The organism is Flavobacterium resistens, assembly GCF_900182645.1.
Lineage (GTDB): Bacteria > Bacteroidota > Bacteroidia > Flavobacteriales > Flavobacteriaceae > Flavobacterium > Flavobacterium resistens.
Map to the genome: position 1 here is coordinate 44,840 of NZ_FXTA01000007.1, position 23,189 is coordinate 68,028.

Consider the following 23,189-nt stretch of genomic DNA (forward strand, 5'->3'; position numbering starts at 1 on the left):
ATTTTTAAAAATGAGTTGAATTATTTATTGTTTTCAGTCACTAATTCAGGTGTGTATAAAGCTGCTTGAAATTCCGGTTGGTAATCATAGCGAACTAATTTTTTAAGTTCCAATGATTTGATAAAGGCTGATAACGGACCATCTGAAAGATTAAATTGAATATCTTCAGCCTTTTTGCTTGTTGCTTTTTTTATTGCTCTTACATCACTGTAACCGTGTGTTAACTGGCCTTTTGTATTAAGATTGATAAAATTCGAACGGTTAATTTCAGGTATTGAATTGGTAACCTCTAATTTTTTACCTGTCATTGAAAAATCTAAATTCCCTTTTTCATCGTAATAAGTGAAAGTTACATTGTTTCCATCAGTATTATAATCAATAGGGATTAACCATTTTGGTAAATTATATCCAACTTTTCCACGAACTCTTGCTAATTCGGTATTAACAGGCAATTTCAACACATAACCCCATAGACTTTTGTCATTTACTTCACCCATTAAAGAAATCAGTCCCCAATTACTTTTATTTGGTTTAGTGGTTACAATAGAGATAGAGAGTTCATTGTATGAATCATTATCACAAAAATGGTAAGCATAGGAAGTAATAGCGATCAATCCTCTACCGGGTGTATAAGAAATCGGTTTGACCAATTCGTTTACTTCCGCAGGAAGCAGCTCTTTTATTTTGCTCATATCTGCTGTATAAATAGCAGTAATACTACTATTGCTGTAATAAAAGTTCGGTGAATATGTGATAAAGCCAACATCTTTTTTTTCTTTGTGAAGGGTCTTGAACCAGCTTAAATCTATATCAGGTCTTTCCTCTGCGACTACGGAAAGGGGTGAGTTGGAATGGAATCTGTCAAACATACCGCCCTTTAAAACAGGTAGTTGATGACCTGCCAATTCAATAATGGTATCGTTTTTAGCTATTGAATCGTTGTTTATTGCTTTCAGATTTGAATTTGCAGATGCTGTATTAATGATGGCACTGCTTAGAAAGAAGCCTGGTATAAAAAGTAGAATTACACCAAGGGCTGCTACAAAAAATATGATTTTTATTTTTTTCACTGTGTTATAGTTTTATTTAGTATCTGAGTTTGTTTTAATTTTTTCAAGTTCTTTCATTACTACTCTAGCCATTTCTTTAGAGCTAAAAGGATTTTGACCAGTAATTAAATTACCGTCAACAACTACTTTTGAAGTCATAGGAATAAAAGCTTTTTTATAATCGGAGTTTCTTTCCTTTAATGCTGCTTCAAGATTAAATGGAACTTTCTTTTTTCGTCCGGCAAGACTTTCTTCAAACCAATTAAATCCAGTTATCTTTTTGCCTTTTATCAAATAGTCGCCATTGGAAAGTTTAACATTCAACAATCCGCCTACACCGTGACAAATCGCAGCCACTTTTTTATTGTTCTCAAAATGATCTTTAATGATTTTTTGTAGAATAGTATCATTTGGAAAATCATACATAGTCCCATGTCCACCTGCTAAATAAACACAATCAAATTCTTGTTTTGATACTTCTTTTAAACTTTTGGTGTGCTTTAATTCTTCTCTAAATTGAATATTATTCCAATATCCTTTAGATACTTTATCCAAAACTAAAGGTCTTAAACTTTCAGGATCAATCGGTGTATCTCCACCGTTTGGACTTGCTATGGTAATTTCAAACCCTTGCTCTTTAGCTTTATCATAGATATGGGTAAGTTCACTGAGCCATAGACCAGTTGGCAATTGGCCATCGTCATACATATTAATCCCAGTAACAATAATTAATAATTTCAATGCGTTCATAATATCTCTTTTTGATGATACAAAGTTCCGTCTTAAATGCAAAGCAGAAGTAACCTAATCAACTGAAGTTATAACATAATCTCTGTTGTTGTTGAAATTTTAATTATAAAAAACGAGTCAGAAAGTAATTTGCTTGTAATATGAGGAACATTAATATTTGGATATGCAAACGAAAATTGCAGATAATGATAAGGGCATATTTTTAAATCCGTAACTTTTTTAAATGCCTTTTTCGAATTCAAGAATTCCACAAAAGAATGTTACAACTTAATAACATTAAAAATGTATATGGATTAAAATTTTTTAAAATTTTTTAACGTTTAACCCCTACAATACATACAAACCGTCTCCCAATTAAATATCAGATTAATTATCTTACAAAACAACCTCAGAATAAGCCAATTTCTTTAAATCATTCATAAAATGGTTTGTAAATTGTTCAGTAAGGTTCACTCTTAAAAAAAAGTTAAAACGAAAGTTTTAGCTTTTTTTTTGGCCTTTTTGCTGCGATTTAACCATCTTTTACATCTAAAAAGCAAGCGGTTTGTAAATCTGTAGAGTTAACTCTACAGGACACAAACTACCCATAAGATACTGTAAACATTAGACTTAAAGATTTTCACAATCTTTATTTTAACAATAATTTTAGTTTATGTAAAAAGAAAAAGCAACGGTGCAAGGCAAAAACATCAGCATAGTATAATCCCCCGAAAATTGGCATTTTGAAAATGACACCCTTTATTTCATCTTTTGGGCTATTTGCTTAAAAAAAATTACCTTTATCCGGCATTACCGCTTTAAAAGAAATTAAAATTTATTTAAGCCTTAAATCCAATCCTATGAGCCAAGAAGAATTATTGGTATTAATCCGCAAAAAAGATGAAAGAGCTTTCACCCATCTCTATGATATGTATTCAAAAAGCTTGTTTTCGGTAATAAATGTTCTGGTGAAAAACCGGGAAGAAGCCGAAGATGTCCTGCAGGAAGTCTTTGTAAAAATCTGGAAGAACATCGATACGTACAGCGAAAGCAAGGGCCGGTTCTACACCTGGATCCTTAATATTGCAAGGAATACATCGATTGACAAGCTGCGATCCAAAAATTTCAACAACACACAAAAAAACCTTTCCTCGGATAATTTCGTAAATCTCTTAGATGATAGCAGTAAGCTCATAAACAGAATTGATTCTATAGGAATTCAGGAATTCGTAAAAAAACTGAAACCAAAATGTATCGAGATTATTGATCTGCTATTCTTTAAGGGATACACCCAGCAGGAAGCATCGGACGAGCTTGCCATGCCGCTGGGCACTATCAAAACACAAAACAGAAACTGTATCAACGATTTAAGAAATTATTTAAAGATATAATGGAAGCGAAGGAATATATTGAATCAGGCATTTTAGAACTGTACGTTTACGGCCTGCTGACAGAAAAAGAGAATCTGGAAATTGCCGAACTGGCTAGAGAAAACCCGGAGGTTGAAAGTGAAATCATTTCAATAGAAAAAGCTGTTTCGGCCTTATCATCAAGCTTCTCACCTTTTCACTCGGTTGCTAATTTCGAGAAAACAAAAGCGCGTCTAGAGCTTAATCATGCCAAAGTTGTCAATATAAAGCCATCATCAAACCTGCCGCAATACTTGGGCTGGGCAGCTGCAGTATTAATGTTGTTAGGTTTTGGATATCAGACTTTAGAACTGTCAAAATCTAAACAGGCAGTCTCTGAGGCTGGAGGCGAAAAAAATAAAATTGAAAGGGATTATGCTTTTTTAGATCAGCAGAATAAACAGACTGAGAAGAACCTAAGCATTGTGAGAGATATTAAAAACACAAGCGTTACTCTGGGCGGACAATCTTTATCTCCAACATCATTTGCAAAAGTGTACTGGAACAAAGAAACAAAAACGACTTATATCGACGCGGCAGGTCTGCCAAACCCTCCAAAAGGAATGGTTTACCAGGTTTGGTCTTTAAAACTAAGTCCGGTGCTTACCCCGACAAGTATTGGTCTGCTGGATAATTTTGAAGAAAACTCCCAAAAAATCTTCGCTGTAAGCCAAACCGATTCAGCTGAAGCTTTTGGCATCACGCTGGAACCTGCAGGGGGAAGCCTGACACCTACAATGGAGCAGCTTTATACTTTAGGAAAAGTTTAACCCCATAAGAAGTCCTAACTAAAAAGTGCATATTGATCCTGTTCAATATGCGCTTTTTTGGATTTAATACTGCACACTGGTGGAATTTCACACAAACCGATTACAGACTGCTTTAATTCTGCTGGCTGAAGTGGATACCCTTTTCTTATGCAAAAGCTAAGACAATATAAAGAAATATTGGGGTAGATACTTTTTTTGGTGTATTTTTCTTTTTTACAATCACATTGATATTTATCATCTATTTAGTTTTCTGCTCTCACTCTAATTATCAATTGTTGCCCAGCTGTAGTAAAAAAATTGATTCACTTCTTTTTTATAAGATGGATTAATGATCTCAGATTACTTATAGTAGACAAGGTAATTATAAAATTAATTAATAATCATGTAAATTGTCACTAAATTAATTAATCTAACTTTACTCAATAAGGAATTGATTACTCCTATGCAAAATTAAGTAAACATTTTTTGGAAGATTATGTTTATGGACAGACCCGTCGCAGCATACAACGCCGCTGACGGGTTCTATTTTTTTATAGCTTGTTTCAGTCCCCTCGTATAGGTCCGGAACTGTAGTTAATTAAGTACTTATGAGAGATTGATTTTGTATTTTTCTTCTACTGGTGATGCAGGCTTGTTAGTTGCGAGATGTCCTATTTGAAATACTTTTTCAATAAATTCAATACTTTGATCTACTGAAGTATTTTCATTTTTTAAGTGGGATGCAAAATGGTTTGTTAATTTTTGAATAATCCTTGAACTGATTAAATCCATCTGTGCATCATCAAAATGGGTTGTTTTCTTTTTTTGAAAAGCAAATTCTGCTGATACAATATCATTTAGCTTGGATTTTAAGGCATGAATAGTCGGAGCACATTTTCGGCCGTTCACCCAGGTATTCAGTTCTAATTTCAGATCATCAATAATGGCTTCCGCAGCAGGAATATGCTGTTTTCTCTTTTCTAGCGTGTCATCAGTAATTTGAGATAAATCATCCAGATGTATCAAAGTTACACCGGGGATTTCTTCTACATTGGTATCTACATTGCGAGGGATGGATAAATCCAAGATCAATAAGGGTTTCTGTAAAGCAAGCGATGTTTTGTCAATAGTCGGATTTTGTGCTCCTGTAGCTACAACCAGCACATCGGCCTGCTGCAGTTCCTGTTTTAAATCAGCATAATCTTTTACAATAACATTCAGCTTGCCAGCCAGTAATTCGGCTTTGTTTTTTGTTCTGTTTATAAGGGCAATATGGCTGTTTTTAGTATGTTTTACTAAGTTTTCGCACGTATTTCTTCCTATTTTCCCCGTTCCGAATAACAAAATATTTTTGTTTCCAATATCCGCCACATTTCGGATAATATACTGCACTGATGCAAAAGAAACTGAAGTTGCACCAGAAGAAATTTTCGTCTCCGTTTTAACTTTTTTGCTCGCCTGAATAACTGTATTTACCAACCGGTCCAGAAATGTATTGACCAAACCTTCCCGTTTACTATTGTTAAAGGCGGTTTTAATCTGGCTGATGATTTCAAAATCACCCAGAATCTGACTGTCTAAACCTGTTCCTACCCGAAACATGTGGCTGACAGCTTCTTCATTCTTATATATATAAGCAGCTTGCCGAAATTCTTCTACAGATCCATTGCTATTTTCGCAAAGCAGTTTGATGAGCTCATAAGGATGATGGGCAAAACCATAAATTTCAGTTCTATTGCAGGTAGAAGTAACTATTAATGATTCTATACCTTCCGCTTTGGCCTGCATCAATAAATCAGATTGCGCTTTAGTATCTAAACTAAATTTTCCTCTAATTGCTGCATCTGCTTTCTTATAGCTTAACCCTAATGCGTAAAAAGTAGTGGATCTGGACATATTAAAATTTTCCATATTTATGCTCTGCTTAAAAAGTTCAAAAAAATATTACTAACTAATTTATATATAATAACGCCAGAAGGATTTAATATATCGCTGTGGAATAAATGGATTCAAATTGGCAATTTTATATAATTCATGCCATTATACAAGAAATCATAGTTTCAAAATATTTATATACTGATTGTATAATATTAAGAGTCCGGCACTGCAAATAGTAATGAAATATAAAACGCTGCCTTAATAAGGCAGCGTTTTGAGAAGAAATTTATTTTTGAACTATAGGAGTTCTCAATGATTCTAAAACAGCAACAATATCAGTATAAAGTTCTGTATTTGAAGCAACGCCATTCGCATTGGCCGCAGCTCCAACATATCCTTCAAATTTTGTATAATCTGCACTGCTTGATTTTGTTCCCATACGAGGATTTTTTGCAGGATCATGAGCAGCAACCATGTTCAAACCAGAATATGTATTTACAGCATTGGTGCCTCCCGTGTTAAATGAAAAGAAATCAGTCAGATTATCTGATAATTTAGCAATATTAGTAGACTGGGTAGTTCCAGTTTCTGCCAACAAAGGGGCAAAATGTGCCTGCAGGTTTCCTGCAGCATTCGATTGAACGTCAGCAACAATTAATCCTATAGCTGAATTTACGACTTTTCGGAAACTCAAACGTCCCTGCTCGATCATCTGACCTGAATTATCCGGATCGGCAACCATTTTAGTCCCGCCTAAGCGTTCATAGATTGATGCCTTTACAGGAGGTGCTGGGGTTTCGTCGTCATTACTGCTGCAGGAAATCATAGCTGCAGATGCAGCAAGTAATACACTAAGTGTAAGTTTTGAATAAATTTTCATAAATTTAAAGGTATTAAAGGGTTAATTAAAAAAACGATTTATCTTTTGAGACAGTCTATAGCTCAAACTATTTTGATTCATGGGGCAGACTTCTTTGTTTGCTAAATTGGCTGGTAAAATATAACGCTGGGCATCATAACGTCCTTTAGCCATCAGCTCGTTGAAAACTTTCTCAGAGTTTGTAATTTTATTATTGTGGAAGTACACCACAACATTTCTTTTAACGATGATAGAGTCTGATGTCAGGCCTTTTATGCTTCTTAAGTCGGCACAGATTTTTCTGGCCTGCAGAGAATCAATATCTGATTTAAAATCGATTCTGCTTACCTGAAGATTTGGGGTGTCATAAACGGGCGGTTTGGCCGTTATAATGTGAAAAAGCAAAATCGCGACAAACAGTACAAATATTCCGCTCAGAATTAAAAGTCCTTTTTTGATTATTTTATTAGTCTTCATAATTTTTTATGGTTTTAAAATTATCTACGTGTACTTCAGAGCTGCGGTTTTAGAAATAGTTGCAAATCGATCAATTTAGAATCATTTTAAATACAGAAATTACCTAATAATTTAATTATAAAGCAGATACTAGAAAACTCTGGCAAGATTAAATCCAAAAAATATATCTCCTTTTGTCCAGTCTCCTGTTGTTCTTCCAAGATATCCAGCTTCATCAATTGCTTGAGAGCTGGTAAAATGCATTTGAAAAACATGCCCGCCGGTTTCTAAATCAAAACCTATAGATAACGGATTTTTATAAAGAGAATTTGGTGCTCTGTTTAAATGCGCCGCATAATCCATATTTAAAGACCAGCGTTTAGCGAATTTATATCTACCTCCAAACCCCACGGCATATTGAGTATTGCTTTGGTCTACGTCTTCAACAAAATTTTGATGAAAGAATGACGGCACAATTTCTAAAGACAGCTTTTCAGAAAATTTTCTGGAAATCAGCAGCTGCGCAACATAAGTAAGCCTGTCTTTAAATTGAAGTTTCGGATACAGACTTTCTTTTAATGTATTATTAATAGACAAACTATTAAATCCGGCGATAGTAACAGGGAAACCGTCTTTTATTTGAGGAAACAGCATATATTTTGTTGCAAAGTCATAAGCAAATTCACTTCGGGCTGCACTTACATTAAGTCCATTTGTTACACCGTAAATAAATTTAATCTGCGTATTGGCATTATCGAGTCCATAAAAACCTTCAAAACCATCTTTAATAGAGCCGAATCGGTGTGCAACAACAAAATACAAATCGCCTTTTGCGGCCAATTTTGTAGATTCGAGATTAACGATTTTTAAGGCTTTGAATGCAGATGTCACTTTTTCTTTTGCAGAAGGAGTTTCTACTCCAGACAATAAATCGGTTTGGGAGAAGGTTAACAGCGGAAATAAAAAAAATAATAGAATAAAGTTTTTCATGAGGTTAGTTTTAAATTGTTATTTGTATTAGTGTACAACTGAAGATTGGTCTATTTTAAATTCCTGGAGCAATTCGTCATATCCTAAAAAACGCCCTTTAATTTTTAGGGTTTTTCCAGATATAATATTTTGCGGCAAACGGTTTTTGAATGTCACAAATACTTTTTCGCTCATAACAATTCCATTACTGGCTTTATCAATACTTGTTACTCGTGCAGATAGTTCAATTGTTTTGTCCTGATATTTGATGTAAGCCAGACTGTCGTTTGAAGTAAACTCTCTTTCTAGTTCGCTAACGGTTACAACATAATCGGCAGTTTCTGATTCTATATTTCTATGCCCTTTGTAGATGTAGAGGTACGCTGAAATTCCGATTATTATAAAAAGGAAAATTGTAATTAGTATTTTTTTTCTCATAACTGGTTTTTAGTATTTCAAATTATCTACGTTAAAAAATACCTATTGGATTTAAATCATTAAATATGCCTCTTGCCAAATCTGTATTATTCTTTTCAACGTATATAATTTTGAAATGCCTGATGATCCTTAAAAAAATCATGTATTTATTTATAACTAAAAACCAATCTTATGAATTTAAAAACCCTTTTCGCCATCTCATCATTAGCTTCAATTTTTGTAAGTTGTGCCAACGATGATCCAAGTACTTTAATTGACTCTACACCAATTAATGGTTTGGCAACATACAACCAAAATGTAAAATCTATTATTGATAATAACTGTGTTGTATGCCATGCGGCAGTTCCTAAAAATGGAGCGCCGATGTCTTTAGTTACTTATGAACAGGTTAAAAATGCAGTTTTAAATCGAGGATTGCTTACACGAATTTCTTTAGAAAATGGAGATAGTTCCTTAATGCCACAGGGTGGCCCAAGATTGCCTCAAGCGACTATTGACATTATAAATAAATGGAATCAGGATGGATTATTAGAAAAATAATCTATAACAAGAACATGAAGAAAATCATAATAATGCCAATGCTATTGGCTTCTTTTATTGTTTTTTCACAAGAAAAAATAGTAACCAAATCTGCAACAATAACTCTGGAAGCTTCAGTACCTTCTTTTCAGCCGGTTGCAGGAACTAACAGCAATGTAACTTTTGTTTTGAATCCCGCAACTGGAGAAGTAGCAAGTCTGGCTTTAATGAAAGGATTTGAATTTGAAATGGCATTAATGGAAGAACATTTTAATGAAAATTACATGGAAACCGATAAATATCCAAAAGCTATTTTTAGAGGGCAAATAGAAGGATTCGACATTAAAAATCTAACTGAAGATTATAAAGATTATATCATAAAAGGAAAATTAGAAGTACATGGAAAATCCAAGGATATAAGTGCCAGTGCAAAAATTACAAGATCGGGTTCCAGAGTCACCCTTATATCTGATTTTGAAATAAATGCAAGTGATTTTAACATTCCAATTCCAGCGCTTATTAAATATAAACTGGATAATAAAGTCAAAATTCAAATTATTGCAGTTTTAAAATAAGACTGCGCAAAAGTAGAATGATTTTATAAAAAAATAAAGGCGAAATAATGAAAAAAACAATACTTATTGCAATGCTGTGTGTTTGCGCCATTGGCGTATCACAAGAAAAAATGGTCAGTAAATCGGCAAAAGTTACTTTTGAAGCTTCCGTTCCTTCTTTTGAAGAAGTTAAAGCAGTAAATCGGAATGTTACTTTTGTTTTGAATCCAGCAACAGGAGAGATTGCAAGTTTAGCACTGATGAAAGGTTTCCAGTTTAAGGTTGCTTTAATGGAAGAACACTTTAATGAAAATTACATCGAAAGTGACCAATATCCAAAAGCCGTATTTAAAGGAAAAATAGAAGGATTTGATCTTCAAAGTTTAAGCGCAGATGCTAAGGATTTTATCATTAAAGGCAAATTAGAACTTCACGGTAAATCCAGGGATATAAATACAGCTGCAAAGATAAGCAGATCACCATCAGGTGTCAGCATTTCATGTAATTTCAGCGTAAATGCCAGTGATTTTAATATTGAAATCCCAAATTTGGTTAAAAGCAAGCTTTCCAATAAAATAAATATCCAAGTTGTCGCAGTCTTAGGTACAAAAAGACAATAACCTCCTAAACACTATCTTGAAAAGTCAGTAATTTTTATATCAAAAAAATGGAGGAAGAAATACAAATTGAGGACGGTCTTACCCTTATTCGTTTCCAGAACGACAGTTCAGAATCTTTTTCTGCACAGCGCGAAATAGGTGCCGGGCTGATACAGTTTCATTTCGGACTAAAAGGCAATGCATTTTTTTTGTCCAGTCAGAACCATTGCACTTTAGAATTGAAAGAGGAAAAATCACTGATTTTGTGCAATCTGCAGCATCAGTCATTTCTTAAGTTAGAACTTTCTCCAAATTCATGGGTGATTTCTGTTATTGTTTCGATTAATAAATTTCACTCGTTATTTTCCGTTCAAGCAGATTATATTTCTATTTTAAGCCCCGATAAGAAGAAAAAAAAGTATTATGCCGAAGGGACCATCTGTCCTTCTATGGCTGTTGTTTTGAGCCAGTTATTTCATTACAGCCTTCATCCTTCCCTAAAGAACCTTTATTATAAAGGAAAAGGATATGAATTATTGAGTTTGTATTTCAATAAAATGGAAGATCCAAACGCAGTGCAATGTCCGTTTTTGATTGATGAAGATAACGTGCTGAAAATCAAAAAAGCCAGAGAAATACTTATCGCTAATATGGCCGAACCGCCAGGACTGCAGCAGCTGGCAGATGAAATTGGACTGAATATGAAAAAATTAAAAATAGGCTTCAAACAAATTTATGGTGATACGGTATACGGTTTTCTGTTTGACTACAAAATGGATTTCGCCTTAAAACTATTGGACAGCGGTTCTTACAATGTAAATGAAGTCGGGCTGAAAATAGGATACAGCACCGGAAGCCACTTTATTGCGGGATTCAAGAAAAAATTTTCCACAACCCCAAAAAGATATCTAATGTCCATTAACACCAATCATAAAAACAGTATCGCTTTTATAAATTAGAGCATAAATAAAAATATATTGATTAATTTCTAAGAAACGGCAAGCACTGAGTTTGAACAAAGCTTAAAACAAAAACGATAATGAAAGGCGTATTATTAGTAAATTTGGGATCTCCCAAAAGTCCCGCACCAAAAGATGTAAAACCGTATTTAGATGAATTTCTAATGGATAAATACGTGATCGATGTTCCGTATTTGTTTAGAGCTTTATTAGTGCGAGGCATCATCTTAAGAAAAAGACCCGAAGAATCGGCACATGCTTATGCAAAAATCTGGTGGGATGAAGGTTCGCCCCTTGTGGTGCTTTCAGAAAGAATGCAGAAAAAAGTACAGCCTTTGGTAAATGTACCGGTTGAACTTGCAATGCGTTACGGAAGCATGACCATCGAGAAAGGACTTCAGGAATTAAACGATAAAGGAGTTACCCAAGTACTGCTTTTTCCGTTATATCCTCAATATGCAATGGCTTCGACTTTGACTATTTTGGTAAAGGCTGAAGAAATCCGCAAGAAGAAATTCCCACACATGACTTTTACTGATGTTCCTGCGTTTTACAACAAACCGGATTACATCAGGAATTTAGCCGATTCCATTCAGAAACATTTAGTTGGTTTTAATTACGATCACTTATTATTCTCGTATCACGGAATTCCCGAGCGTCATATTCGCAAGACAGATGTAACCAAATCACATTGTAAAATTGACGGTTCCTGCTGCAGCATTCCATCTCCAGCACACGATTTCTGTTATCGTCACCAATGTTATGAAACTACAAGACAAGTCATAAAATTATTAGGACTTCCTGCTGATAAATACAGTCTGACTTTTCAATCGCGTTTAGCCGGAGACAAATGGTTAGAACCTTATACAGATGTTGAAATTGATAACATGCCGGCAAAAGGAATCAAGAAACTAGCGGTTGTAACACCGGCTTTCGTTTCGGATTGTTTAGAAACACTCGAAGAAATCGCCATGCGCGCCAAAGAAGATTTTGAGAAAAATGGAGGAGAAAATTTCCTGGCTATTCCCTGTTTGAATGACGACCAGAAGTGGTGCCAGACTGTTAGCAGCTGGATTAATGAGTGGGCTGAATAATGCTAAAATAGCAATAGGGAATATTGGAGCTTTCATTATTAATATATCAATTCGCCCCTTGTATTCATTTTAATTTATTTTTTTACCTCTTTTAAAACCAAAAAGAATATTAAAGCGTAAATGACTTTATAACTTAAAAAAAGTAATTATGAAAACTAGAAAATTTTTAGCAGCAGCAATCCTGGCATTAGGATTTGGATTGACATCATTTGCACAAAAAACAGTAATGGTTGGTGGAGCAGCTATGTATCCTAATAAAAATATTATAGAAAATGCGGTAAACTCAAAGGATCATACCACCTTGGTAGCAGCAGTAAAAGCAGCAGGATTAGTTGAAACTTTACAAGGTAAAGGGCCATTTACTGTTTTTGCACCAACAAATGAAGCATTTAGTAAATTGCCGGCTGGAACTGTTGAAACATTATTGAAACCTGAGAATATTAAATCATTACAAACTATATTGACATATCATGTAGTGGCCGGTAAAATGAATAGTTCTGATATTGCAAAAGCAATAAAAGCTGGTAAAGGAAAAGCTTCTTTAAAAACAGTTAGCGGCGGAACTCTAACTGCCTGGATGGATGGAAAAGATTTGTACATTAGTGACGAAAGTGGCAATAAAGCTAAAGTTACAATTTCAGATGTAAATCAATCTAATGGTGTCATTCATGTAGTGGATACAGTACTGCTTCCAAAAATGTAGTCTGCTGAAAATAAATTACAATTAAGCCCTGAAATTTCAGGGCTTTTTATATAATTACTATGCGACAATAGTAATAGTCAATTGTATAAGAGATTTTGATTACCATTTTATTGTCAGCTCAAAACTTTAAATGTAAGGAATTGATATCTTTTTTTTTACAAAAAATTAAGGCTGTTTCTTTTTATTTAGGGTAAAATAACATATAAAACTAAATATATTTCTGCTTCAATCCCCAACGGTACATCCAAACCAAAATACTGAAGACATAGAAAGACAGCCTCTACTTCCAGTACGCCAATCTCTTTAAATCCTCCATAAAATGGTTTGTAATCTGTCCTTTAGGGGTCACTTGACGGGACATAAAAACAGTAAATACTTACAAGAAAAAGACTTAGAAAAAGACTAAAAATAGGGCAAAAAAAGTCCATCTTAAAAAAATGGACTTTGAGTGTAGAAAAGCATATTGCGAATTCCACTCCCAAAATTCTACTGTTTCAATAAAAATGAAGTAAGCCGAATTAATTTTTTGTTTAAATTCTCCGATCTTTAAAACGATATAATTAAATATTATTTAATTAACTATTCTTTTAGTTTTAACTGACTAACTTTATAGAACTTACTTAAAAAATCAAATTGAAATGAGTTCAAATATTTCAGTTAGTAAAATATGTATTTATTATTATGAATTTATCGCACATAAAACCACCAAAATATTGTTCTTCAAAATAATTCATTGACTTTTGTAACACGACTATTTTTTACTTGTCCAAATAATAGTAACAATACTGTTACTGTTAAATTTTAAAATAATGGACAAATTAAAAAACAAAGTTGCCGTAATAACAGGAGGTAGCAGTGGAATTGGTTTAGCGACAGCCAAAGAATTTATCGCAAATGGTGCAAAGGTTGTTATCTTTGGAAGAAATAAGCAGTCACTTGACGAAATAACAAAAGAGTTGGGCTCTATGTGCTATGGAATTCAGGGCGATGTAACTAATATTTCCGATTTAGAAAAATTATACACCGACACAAAATCAAAATTTGGCGGAATAGATATTGTCTTTGTAAACGTAGGACAAGGAAAATTGGCTCCAATTGCTGAAACATCAGAAACCTTTTTTGATGAAATGATTAATGTAAACCTGAAAGGAGCATATTTTTCTTTACAAAAGGCTATTGCACATTTAAATCCAAATGCTTCTATCATTATTACTACTTCTTGGTTAAATGAAATTGGCTTTGGCGGAAGTAGTTTATTGAGTGCCAGCAAGGCCGCACTTCGTTCAGTTGTACGCGTTGCCAACGCCGAACTTGCTTCACAAGGAATTAGAGTGAATGCGGTGAGCCCTGGACCGATAGGAACACCCTTTTGGGGCAAAATTGGATTATCGGACGATGTTTTACAAGGTGCTGCCGAAGCAATAACCAATCAAACGGCACTAAAAAGATTTGGACAGCCTGAAGAAGTTGCGAAAGCAGTGCTATTTCTAGCCTCAAATGACTCATCATATATTACTGGACACGAAATAGCTGTAGATGGTGGTATAAATCAAGTTTAATCTATAAATCAGTCAACTGTAAACTTTACGGTTTGCAGTTGGCTTTATCTTATAATCATGAAAAATCCTTTTCAACTTAATTATACTGACCAAATAGATACAGACTTGGTTAAACTTGCTATCAGTGGCGATAAAAAAGCATTACAAAATCTTATTATTAGACACCAGTTATTTATATATAACCTTGCCTTAAAAATGACAAAAGGCGTTGAAGATGCTGAAGATTTAACACAAGAAGTATTTATTAAAGCTATTACGGCTTTGGCTAAATTCGAAGGTAAAAGCAGCTTTAGAACCTGGCTGTACAGAATTACTATAAATCATTTTCTAAATACTAAAAAAAGTAAGGCTGAATTACAAACAACAGACTTTGAAACATACTTCGATTCAATTGATACTATTCCTAATCATACCTTAACAACGGATGAACAAAATGAGCTCACCGACTCAATAGAAGAAATTAGAATTAATTGTACAGCAGGAATGCTGCTTTGTCTTGACAGAGAACAGAGGATGATTTATATTCTTGGAGAAATGTTTTGTATTGACCACAATTTAGGTTCTGAAATTTTAGGAATTTCTGCAGGTAATTTTCGGATACGTTTAATGAGGGCAAGGCAGGACTTATATAATTGGATGAACGAAAGATGTGGATTGGTAAACAAGTCTAACCCTTGCAGGTGTGCAAAAAAAACAAAGGCATACATTAAGGCAGGTTTTGTAGACCCTAATAATTTGGTATTCAACACTCGTTATAAGAAAAAAATTTACGAAGTGTCAGAACATAACGCATTGCCAATTACAAATACAATTGAAGACCTGAACAAGGATGTTTTTCAGCAACATCCTTTACAAGAACCAGTTACTTCACAAAAAATAGTTAGAGAAATCTTCAATAATGATTTCATCAAATTAATTTTAAAAACATAAATCAGAATGATTGAAGAGAACAGTCACCAATACAAGTTTTGCATCATCGGCGGCTGATCGCCATCATGTTTTATTCACAAAAAACTTATATTCAAATTCAAATTAATCTATTTGATGGCTATGGCTACAGTACAATACTGAGCCTTGTCAATTTCAAAGTAGTCCAATACTCAAAAATGTATTAGGAACAAAATTTTGCATTCTACAATTTAAAATAATAAATAAATGAAAAATAATAAAAAAACATTCGTACTTGTACATGCGGCATGGCATGGTGCATGGTCTTTCGATAAGACTAAAAAGAAATTAGAAGAATCAGATGTAAAAGTAATCACTTTTGACTTACCGGGACATGGTAAAGACAAGACTGAAATTAAAGATATTTCGCTTGCTGCCTATGTTCAAAAGGTAAAAGATGAAATCCTTAAATTGAATGAGCCTGTTGTTTTGGTGGGACACAGTTTAGCAGGGTTTGTAGTTTCGCAGGTAGCCGAAGAAATACCGGACAGAATTGAAAAATTGGTATTCATATCCGCTATGATTCCCTATGAAGGAAAAACTGCTTTTGACATAATTAGCGCAGATACAAAAAGTCAGCTTTTGCAAAACTTAATTTTTTCAGAAGACAAAAGCTGGGCTACAGTAAATGAGGAAACGCTTAAAAATGTTGTGTACAACAGAGCCTCCGCAGAACAAATCATTGAAGCTACACCGAATTTAGTACGTCAAGCTACCCAGCCGTTCTTTGCTGTAGTTGCAACCACTGCCAATACTTTCGGCAAAATTGACAAAACATACATTATCTGTGAGAACGATAAAATCATTTCATCTACTGCACAAAGAAATTTAATTGAACAAATTGGAATCCGTAAATCTCTCATACTTGATACCGGACATGTGCCGAATATCGAAAACCCTGATGCACTGGCACTAGCAATTTTAGATTCATAATTTATTATAGATTAAATTATTTATCATAAGAGAAAGACATTTTTGAAATTGACTTTAACCGCTACAATAAATACAAAACAATTATCTTACAAATTCACCTGAAAATAAGTTAGTTTCTTTAAATTCTTCATAAAATGGTTTGTAAATTGTGTAGTAGGGTCACTTGAGGGGACATAAAATCACTAAAGACCTACAATGAAAGATTTAGAAAAATACTAAAAATAGGGCAAAAAAAAGTCCATTTTTTAAAAATGGACTTTGAATTCAGAAAATGCATATTGTGAAATACACTCCCAGACAATAACATTTAAGTCTGTTTTTAACATGACCCAATTATAAGGTACACAAGAGATACAAAAATAGTAAAATAGAACTATGGCTAGTTTTAGGTCATTCACTAAAATTTTCCTGCTGTTATTATTTCGATTTGATTCCAATCCAAACTATAAACGCAATATTTTCAAATTTCTATGAAAATATTGCGTTTAATTTTACTTCTTGATTGATTTTGTTTTTGCGTGAACATATTAGACAACTACCTCATTGATTGTTTTTACATTAAAGCCAAAAATTGATTTATTTCAGTTCAAAAACCAAATTGGGATGGCTCCTCTTCAATATAGAAAAACACATAGCTGATATTTATAATACTATCCGATCAATACTTCCTTACAATAAATTCACACTTTTATCACCTTTGATCGTTAAAACTGCTCGTGCATAGAATTAAGCAATCCAAAGCGCATCAATTCTTCTATATTACGCTTCAAATTTATTATTCAGATTATTAGCAGAAAACTACATTTATAAGCTTATGTTCTTATTAAGCATAAGTTAATAAATATTAATCGCAATAATTTATAAAATAATGAAAAACAAAACTCTAATTGTTTTTGTATTACTGACGGTAATGCTTCAAATAAAAATGGAGGCACAAAACTTAAAACTTCATCCAAAAGGTTATTTTACTGCTCGCGGATTAGATGTAACCGTGTTTGATGACATTTATCCTGACGGCCATCAAACAGGTGTCACGATGATTCAACATGGTGAACGTGTTATGGCAAATGGAGATTTACGTTTAGAGATTTCGCCTGGTCAATGGTCTCCTGTTCCAAAAGAAGTAGAGAAGAAAATAGATCCTTCCACAAACACGATTTCTCAAAGTTTATCCTATCCTGATGAAACTAAAAATCATATTGGTTTTAATCCGATAAATTATCCGGATTTGAAGTTGAAATATAAAGTAAACGTAACACCGACAGAAGGAAATAATTTCCGAATTACGGTTGATTTGGAAAATGAAGCTGATATAAAATGGTTAGGGAAAATTGGGTTTAATATCGAATTGTTTCCTGGTGATTTATTTGGAAAATCTTATATATGTGATGGAAATTTCGGCATTTTTACTCATTCTCCTTATGGGCCTCTTCAATCACAAATGGATGGACAGAATCTTGGCACTCCTCTCTGTAAAGGAAAAAAAATCACAATTGCACCTGAAAGCGATTTATCGAGAGTAACGATCCAGTCTAATATAGAAGATATTGCTTTATGGGATGGAAGAATCAATCATAATAACGGATGGTTTATTATCCGTTCCCCTATTTCTGCCAGATCCGGAAAAAGGGTTATAGACATTGTTGTTTCTCCAAATGTTATTCCGAATTGGACTTACAAGCCCGTTGTTCAGGTTTCACAAGTCGGCTATTATCCGAAACAATCTAAAGTAGCTATTCTGGAAACAGATCCAAATGATACAGAAACATCGGAAGTAATTTTGATAAAACATGATGAGCTTGGCAAGAAAAACATCAAAACTATAAAACCGAAAAAATGGGGCGACTTTTTAAGGTATAATTATTATCAAATAGATTTTTCTGAGGTAAATGAGGAAGGAATGTACACATTGAGCTATAGAGGAAATGAAACTTCTCCATTTCAGATAAGCAAAAGACTTTATGATCGAGATGTTTGGCAACCTATTCTGGAATACTTTTTACCGGTACAAATGTGCCACATGAGAGTCAATGAAAAGTACCGAATTTGGCATAACTTCTGTCATTTGGATGATGCCCAAATGGCGCCAGTAAATCTGAATCATTTTGATGGATATATTCAGGGACCATCGACACTTACAAAATATAAATCGAATGAAGTGGTTCCGAATCTAAATCAAGGAGGATGGCATGATGCGGGAGACGACGATTTAAGAGTCGAATCTCAAATAGGTACAGTATGGAATCTGGCACTTATGCTAGAAGAGTTTAATATCGAATCTTATGATGCGACTAGTATTGACATTGATAAAAAGATAGTTGAAATTCATCAGCCCGACGGCAAGTCGGATGCTTTGCAGCAAATGGAACACGGACTCGCCTCAATTTTGGGCGCATACCGTTCGATGGGACGTTTATATAGAGGAATAATTACCAACGATCTAAAACAATATGTTTTGCTTGGCGATTTTGGAGGAGTTACAGATAATAAATGGACTGCTAATCCAAGTGCCAAAGATGATGATCGATGGGTTTTTACCGAAGATAATCCTGACCGGGAATTATATGTTGCCGCTGGACTTGCTGCTTCTTACCGGGCTTTAAAGAAAACAAATCCCAAATTGGCCAATGAATGTTTGGAAACGGCCAAAGCGCTTTACAAAACATCTTTGGCAAAATCAAAAAGAACAGAAAATAAAATAGCTATTCTTGTTGAATTAGCACTGTCAACAAATGAAACAAGTTACATCAATCAAATTACAGATTTACAAGGAGATGTATTAAAAAATTTCGATAATTTAGGATGGAGAGTTGGGCGAATAAAACATCTTATTAAAGATAAATCCTTTCTGGACAAATTGAATGTTGAGGCGCAAAAATTTAGTCTGAAAACCAAAAACAATTCCCTTGCAGATTCTCCATATGGAGTTCCGTATACACCTAATATTTGGGGAGCTGGCTGGACTTTACAGGAATTTGGCGTAAAGCAATATTATTTTTCAAAATCATGGCCAGAGTTTGCAAATTATGAAGTGTATAGTAACGCTTTGAATTTCATACTTGGAGTTCATCCGGGCAATAATACAGCTTCCTTTGCATCGGGAATTGGATCTAATTCAGTATTGGTCGCTTACGGCATGAATCGTGCCGATTGGTCTTATATTCCTGGCGGAGTAACTTCGGGAACGGCGCTTATCAGACCAAACTTGCCCGAGCTTAAAAAATGGCCTTACTTTTGGCAACAAACAGAATATGTTATGGGTGGCGGATCTACAGATTTTATGTTTTTGATACTGGCTGTTCAAAAACATTTCGCAGATTAAATTTTAAAAGCGATAGAATATAGAAGAGCATTCTATATTCTATCACTTTGCATAAATTTATTCCAATTATATTTTTATAGATACGGTTCCTGAAAATGTTCTTCCGTCTGATGGCCAAACACCTGGCCCTGGATAAAACTGAGGGCGTTTTGTAAAATAATGCTCATCAAAAACATTACTCAGATTAAATTGCAATTTTATGATTTCTGTCAATCGTATAGCAAAATTTAAATCCAGTAGCTGATAAGCAGGAACCAAACCAACGGCTCCGCTTGCAGAAGACGTAACAGTATTAAGTGCATCGGCATAACTTTCAGAAGTATAACTGTAAAGTGCCGAGAAACTAGCTGATGAATATTTAAATGTAATGCCATTTCTTGAAATCCAAGATGGAACACTTTCTACTTTATTGCCGTCGATATTTACATTGGTATTGCCTGATCTAACTACAGCATCTTCGTAACGGGCATCCATAAATGAAGTTGAGGTAAACAATGACAAACTCGTCTTTTTGCCTAATGAAAAATCTCCCTGCAAAAAGAATTCCAATCCAGTAGTTCGGGAATCTCCAATGTTGGTTCTAAAAATAATCAGATTATTTGCTGTATCGGTTTGTGCAAGTGTTCCCAAACGATTGTTGTACTTTAAATAAAAACCTGTTGCATCCCAATTCAGAAATTTCCATTTGCCTCTAAAACCGATTTCTGTATTATAACCATAGGCATCTTTTAAATTTTTATCACTTACTTCATAAACCGACTGCGGAATAATGTCTTTGAAAATAACAGGCCTATATGCTTGCGACCATCCTCCATAAATATTGATATTTGGTGTTAAATCATATTGCGCATTTACGCCAAACAACGGAAAGTGATGTTCAATTTTATTTGACAGATCCTTTTCCGAATAATAAATAGTAGTACCTGTCATATTCGTTTCGCCAATTTCCATTCTAACTCCTGTATTAACTGAAAATCGTTTTGCTAAAAGCCATCGGTTTTCTGCAAAAAATGCAATGTTTTTTGTTTTGAAATGCAGATCTCTTCCCCAGACTGGTGTTACAAGAGTTAAATCAAAATCGCTTCCTGTTGTTCCTTTTCCTTGCTGTTGACGGTGCAGGTCGTTGTTCATATACTGAATTCCTGCAGCAAGAGAATTTGTTTGCTGAAATAATTTGTACGATTGAAGCATCCTCAATTCTGTGGTATAACTATTAAAATGATCAATATCAACCTGACGATTGTTGTATTGAAGTGTAGCAGGAACAATAGTGTCGGCAATATTGGCTGGCTTGTCAAACATTACACTGTTTCTTGCTCCTAAAACAGCCGACGTTGCAAGTCGCAGTTTTGTCGAAGGAGCAACATTCCAATCCGCTGTTATGGACGGAATGTGAATATTGGGTTGGTAATAATTACGGGAACGGGTTGACATTTTTGGATCTTCATAAAACATGCTGTCTGTCAAAGGCCCCGGAATATGTGTAATATAGTTTGAATGTGTCCATTCTAACTTGAAGGTTAGATCTTTTGATACATCATAATAAAGCGAAATTCCTTCAGCATCAAAACTAGAGTCACTATTATCTCTATAACCTGTAATCCATTTACCATTTACCCACGCAGAATATCGAAACTTACCTAATGTGCCAGAAAGACTGTTGTAAGTGCTTACCAGACCATAAGATCCCAACGTATTGACGGTTTCAAAAACAACTTTTTTGTTGGGATCAGGCTGTTTGCTGATATAGTTCAGCATACCTCCAAATTGCGCGCCGTATTGCAGTGAAGCCGTACCTCGAACTAATTCAATGCGTTCTACTGCTTCCATTGGAATATTATAATGACTGGCAGGATAACCATACATATCAGAGTTCGTAATGATTCCGTCTTTGCGGACATTGAATTCCCAACTGCGATGTGCGTCAAGTCCACGAGTAGAAATATTTATTTGATTTCCTGTTCCATCCATATCATAAACAAAAATACCCGGTATTTTGGCAAAAATTTGTCTGCCGTATTTCTCTGTAATAGCACCATTTTTTTGCGCCATATCTATTACTTCATTCTTTTTTCCAGAATAAATGTAAGTACCTTGTACGGGTTCAAGCCGATGAATGTCCAGCGGTATCCGATTTCCTTCCACCGTTACCGGAGAAAGTTTATGCGTTTTTATCGTATCTATTTTAGTTTGTGAAATAACAGCAGTAAAATTAATTAGGAATACTGCAATTAGAATGGTTTTGGTCATATGGTAGATTAGCTAGTTTTTAGAGGTTAGAATTACTTATTTAAACAGCTTAAAAGCAAACTGATATAAACATCTTCTCCATGTCAACCATTCATGCGCAGTTTCAGGAGATTCGTAATAATCATATTTAATTCCTTGTTGTTCCAGCATCGTTCGAAATGCTCCTACTGATTTAGGAAAAGGAGCCGGTTCTTTCGTACCTAAACCTAACCAAAAAAGCTTTATTTTTTTATTTAATGCACTGCCGTCTTTATATTTTCCATCCAAAAAAGTAGAAGCATCAAGAGGATCTGTACTCGGATAATTTGCTGTACCGCTAAAGCCTCCATAGTACGAGAAAGTTTCCAGATTATTCATCATAATCCTCATTGTTTGATTGGCGCCCATTGAAAGGCCTGCAATAGCTCTATTTTCACGATTGGCGATAGTACGGAACTTAGCATCAATCATCGGAATAACTTCGGTAATAAGAACTTCTTCAAAAATAGATTCGGGACGTTCTTTTTTCTCTTTGGCTTCATTGCTTTGCGGTTTAAAAGCATACCCATTATCCATTACAATAATCATCGGTGTTGCCTTTTTTGAAGCAATTAGATTATCTAAAATTAAATTTGCTTTGCCTTGAGAAGACCAACCTGTCTCATCTTCAAAACTTCCATGTTGTAAATAAAGAACAGGATAACGTGCTTTTGTATTTTCATAATAACCCGCAGGTGTATAAATAAAACAACGTCTAAAAGAATTGATCAGCTTTGAGAAATAAATATTTTCAATGACAAGACCGTGAGGCACATTTTTCAATTCGAAGAATTCCTGATCTCTCGACGGAATTTCGATTCCGCTTCCCCATCTTCCTGCGCCGTAGAAATACAAACTTCCAGGATCTGGCACTGAAGCTCCATCAATGTTTAACTGATAATAATGAAATCCCTCATCTTGCAGATTAGATTCTCCTGTCCAAACTCCATTGGCATCTTTTCGCATATCATATTTTACACCACCAATGTCGAGTTGCACCTTATTTGCATTGGGAGCAGCAATACTGGCACGTACGCGTCTTTGCGAATTTACCTGTGGAAATTGTTTTTCTGACTGATTCATTGTTGAAGGTTTGAAATCTTCAACAATTTGTGTTTCCTGACTCCAGCCTGACTGAAAACACAAGCTTAAAACTATAATGACTATATCTAAATATCGTTTCATCTTTGCTTTT

The 23,189-nt window shown here is 34.4% G+C and carries 21 protein-coding genes; 12 read left to right on the forward strand and 9 right to left on the reverse strand.

Going from position 1 to position 23,189, the window contains the following annotated elements; translation table 11 throughout:
* Window positions 1-20: 20 nt before the first annotated feature.
* Complete coding sequence (locus FN795_RS20575) at window positions 21-1,070, reverse strand: acetoacetate decarboxylase (ADC) (RefSeq protein WP_142452364.1); 1,050 nt, start codon at window positions 1,068-1,070, stop codon at window positions 21-23.
* Window positions 1,071-1,082: 12 nt separating this feature from the next.
* Window positions 1,083-1,799 (reverse strand): type 1 glutamine amidotransferase domain-containing protein, encoded by a 717-nt coding sequence (locus tag FN795_RS20580; RefSeq protein ID WP_142452365.1) that lies wholly within the window; start codon window positions 1,797-1,799, stop codon window positions 1,083-1,085.
* An 839-nt stretch (window positions 1,800-2,638) separates the two neighbouring features.
* Between FN795_RS20580 and FN795_RS20585 the strand changes: the two genes are divergently transcribed.
* Window positions 2,639-3,169 carry an RNA polymerase sigma factor gene (locus tag FN795_RS20585; protein ID WP_142452366.1) on the forward strand — a complete coding sequence of 177 codons (531 nt, stop codon included), beginning with the start codon at window positions 2,639-2,641 and terminating at the stop codon, window positions 3,167-3,169.
* Window positions 3,169-3,957 (forward strand): anti-sigma factor, encoded by a 789-nt coding sequence (locus FN795_RS20590; RefSeq protein ID WP_142452367.1) that lies wholly within the window; start codon window positions 3,169-3,171, stop codon window positions 3,955-3,957. The genes FN795_RS20585 and FN795_RS20590 overlap by 1 nt, the downstream gene beginning before the upstream one ends.
* A gap of 585 nt (window positions 3,958-4,542) precedes the next feature.
* Here the strand turns inward: FN795_RS20590 and hemA are convergent.
* The 5 genes from hemA to FN795_RS20615 all read right to left on the reverse strand — a co-directional run bounded on the left by hemA (window position 4,543) and on the right by FN795_RS20615 (window position 8,536).
* A complete protein-coding gene (hemA, locus tag FN795_RS20595; protein ID WP_142452368.1) occupies window positions 4,543-5,847 on the reverse strand; it encodes a glutamyl-tRNA reductase in 1,305 nt (434 codons plus the stop codon).
* A gap of 253 nt (window positions 5,848-6,100) precedes the next feature.
* Window positions 6,101-6,694, reverse strand: a complete 594-nt coding sequence (locus FN795_RS20600; protein ID WP_142452369.1) for a globin family protein — start codon at window positions 6,692-6,694, stop codon at window positions 6,101-6,103.
* Between the two features lie 21 nt (window positions 6,695-6,715).
* The gene (locus FN795_RS20605; protein WP_142452370.1) at window positions 6,716-7,150 is read right to left on the reverse strand and encodes a hypothetical protein; all 435 of its coding nucleotides are present in this window, start codon (window positions 7,148-7,150) and stop codon (window positions 6,716-6,718) included.
* A gap of 129 nt (window positions 7,151-7,279) precedes the next feature.
* Complete coding sequence (locus tag FN795_RS20610; RefSeq protein WP_142452371.1) at window positions 7,280-8,119, reverse strand: DUF5777 family beta-barrel protein; 840 nt, start codon at window positions 8,117-8,119, stop codon at window positions 7,280-7,282.
* 27 nt (window positions 8,120-8,146) lie between these two features.
* Window positions 8,147-8,536: an OB-fold protein gene (locus FN795_RS20615; protein WP_142452372.1), complete on the reverse strand. Its 390-nt coding sequence runs from the start codon at window positions 8,534-8,536 to the stop codon at window positions 8,147-8,149.
* 171 nt (window positions 8,537-8,707) lie between these two features.
* Between FN795_RS20615 and FN795_RS20620 the strand changes: the two genes are divergently transcribed.
* The 10 genes from FN795_RS20620 (at window position 8,708) to FN795_RS20665 (ending at window position 19,726) form a co-directional block, all read left to right on the forward strand.
* A complete protein-coding gene (locus FN795_RS20620; RefSeq protein WP_053471238.1) occupies window positions 8,708-9,076 on the forward strand; it encodes a hypothetical protein in 369 nt (122 codons plus the stop codon).
* 14 nt (window positions 9,077-9,090) lie between these two features.
* Window positions 9,091-9,630, forward strand: a complete 540-nt coding sequence (locus FN795_RS20625) for a YceI family protein (protein WP_142452373.1) — start codon at window positions 9,091-9,093, stop codon at window positions 9,628-9,630.
* A 47-nt stretch (window positions 9,631-9,677) separates the two neighbouring features.
* Window positions 9,678-10,229, forward strand: a complete 552-nt coding sequence (locus FN795_RS20630) for a YceI family protein (protein ID WP_142452374.1) — start codon at window positions 9,678-9,680, stop codon at window positions 10,227-10,229.
* Between the two features lie 47 nt (window positions 10,230-10,276).
* Window positions 10,277-11,167, forward strand: a complete 891-nt coding sequence (locus FN795_RS20635) for an AraC family transcriptional regulator (RefSeq protein ID WP_142452375.1) — start codon at window positions 10,277-10,279, stop codon at window positions 11,165-11,167.
* An 80-nt stretch (window positions 11,168-11,247) separates the two neighbouring features.
* A complete protein-coding gene (hemH, locus tag FN795_RS20640) occupies window positions 11,248-12,261 on the forward strand; it encodes a ferrochelatase (RefSeq protein WP_142452376.1) in 1,014 nt (337 codons plus the stop codon).
* 148 nt (window positions 12,262-12,409) lie between these two features.
* Window positions 12,410-12,964, forward strand: a complete 555-nt coding sequence (locus FN795_RS20645) for a fasciclin domain-containing protein (protein ID WP_095955070.1) — start codon at window positions 12,410-12,412, stop codon at window positions 12,962-12,964.
* 809 nt (window positions 12,965-13,773) lie between these two features.
* Window positions 13,774-14,523: an SDR family oxidoreductase gene (locus FN795_RS20650; RefSeq protein WP_142452377.1), complete on the forward strand. Its 750-nt coding sequence runs from the start codon at window positions 13,774-13,776 to the stop codon at window positions 14,521-14,523.
* Window positions 14,524-14,580: 57 nt separating this feature from the next.
* Entirely contained in the window at window positions 14,581-15,453 is an 873-nt protein-coding gene (locus tag FN795_RS20655; protein WP_142452378.1) for an RNA polymerase sigma factor, read from the forward strand.
* A 225-nt stretch (window positions 15,454-15,678) separates the two neighbouring features.
* Window positions 15,679-16,404, forward strand: a complete 726-nt coding sequence (locus FN795_RS20660) for an alpha/beta fold hydrolase (RefSeq protein ID WP_142452379.1) — start codon at window positions 15,679-15,681, stop codon at window positions 16,402-16,404.
* A gap of 868 nt (window positions 16,405-17,272) precedes the next feature.
* The gene (locus tag FN795_RS20665; protein ID WP_142452380.1) at window positions 17,273-19,726 is read left to right on the forward strand and encodes a glycoside hydrolase family 9 protein; all 2,454 of its coding nucleotides are present in this window, start codon (window positions 17,273-17,275) and stop codon (window positions 19,724-19,726) included.
* Between the two features lie 66 nt (window positions 19,727-19,792).
* Here FN795_RS20665 and FN795_RS20670 read toward each other — a convergent pair whose 3' ends face one another.
* Window positions 19,793-21,976, reverse strand: a complete 2,184-nt coding sequence (locus FN795_RS20670; RefSeq protein WP_142452381.1) for a TonB-dependent receptor family protein — start codon at window positions 21,974-21,976, stop codon at window positions 19,793-19,795.
* Between the two features lie 36 nt (window positions 21,977-22,012).
* Window positions 22,013-23,179: an alpha/beta hydrolase-fold protein gene (locus FN795_RS20675; RefSeq protein WP_142452382.1), complete on the reverse strand. Its 1,167-nt coding sequence runs from the start codon at window positions 23,177-23,179 to the stop codon at window positions 22,013-22,015.
* Between the last annotated feature and the right edge of the window lie 10 nt (window positions 23,180-23,189).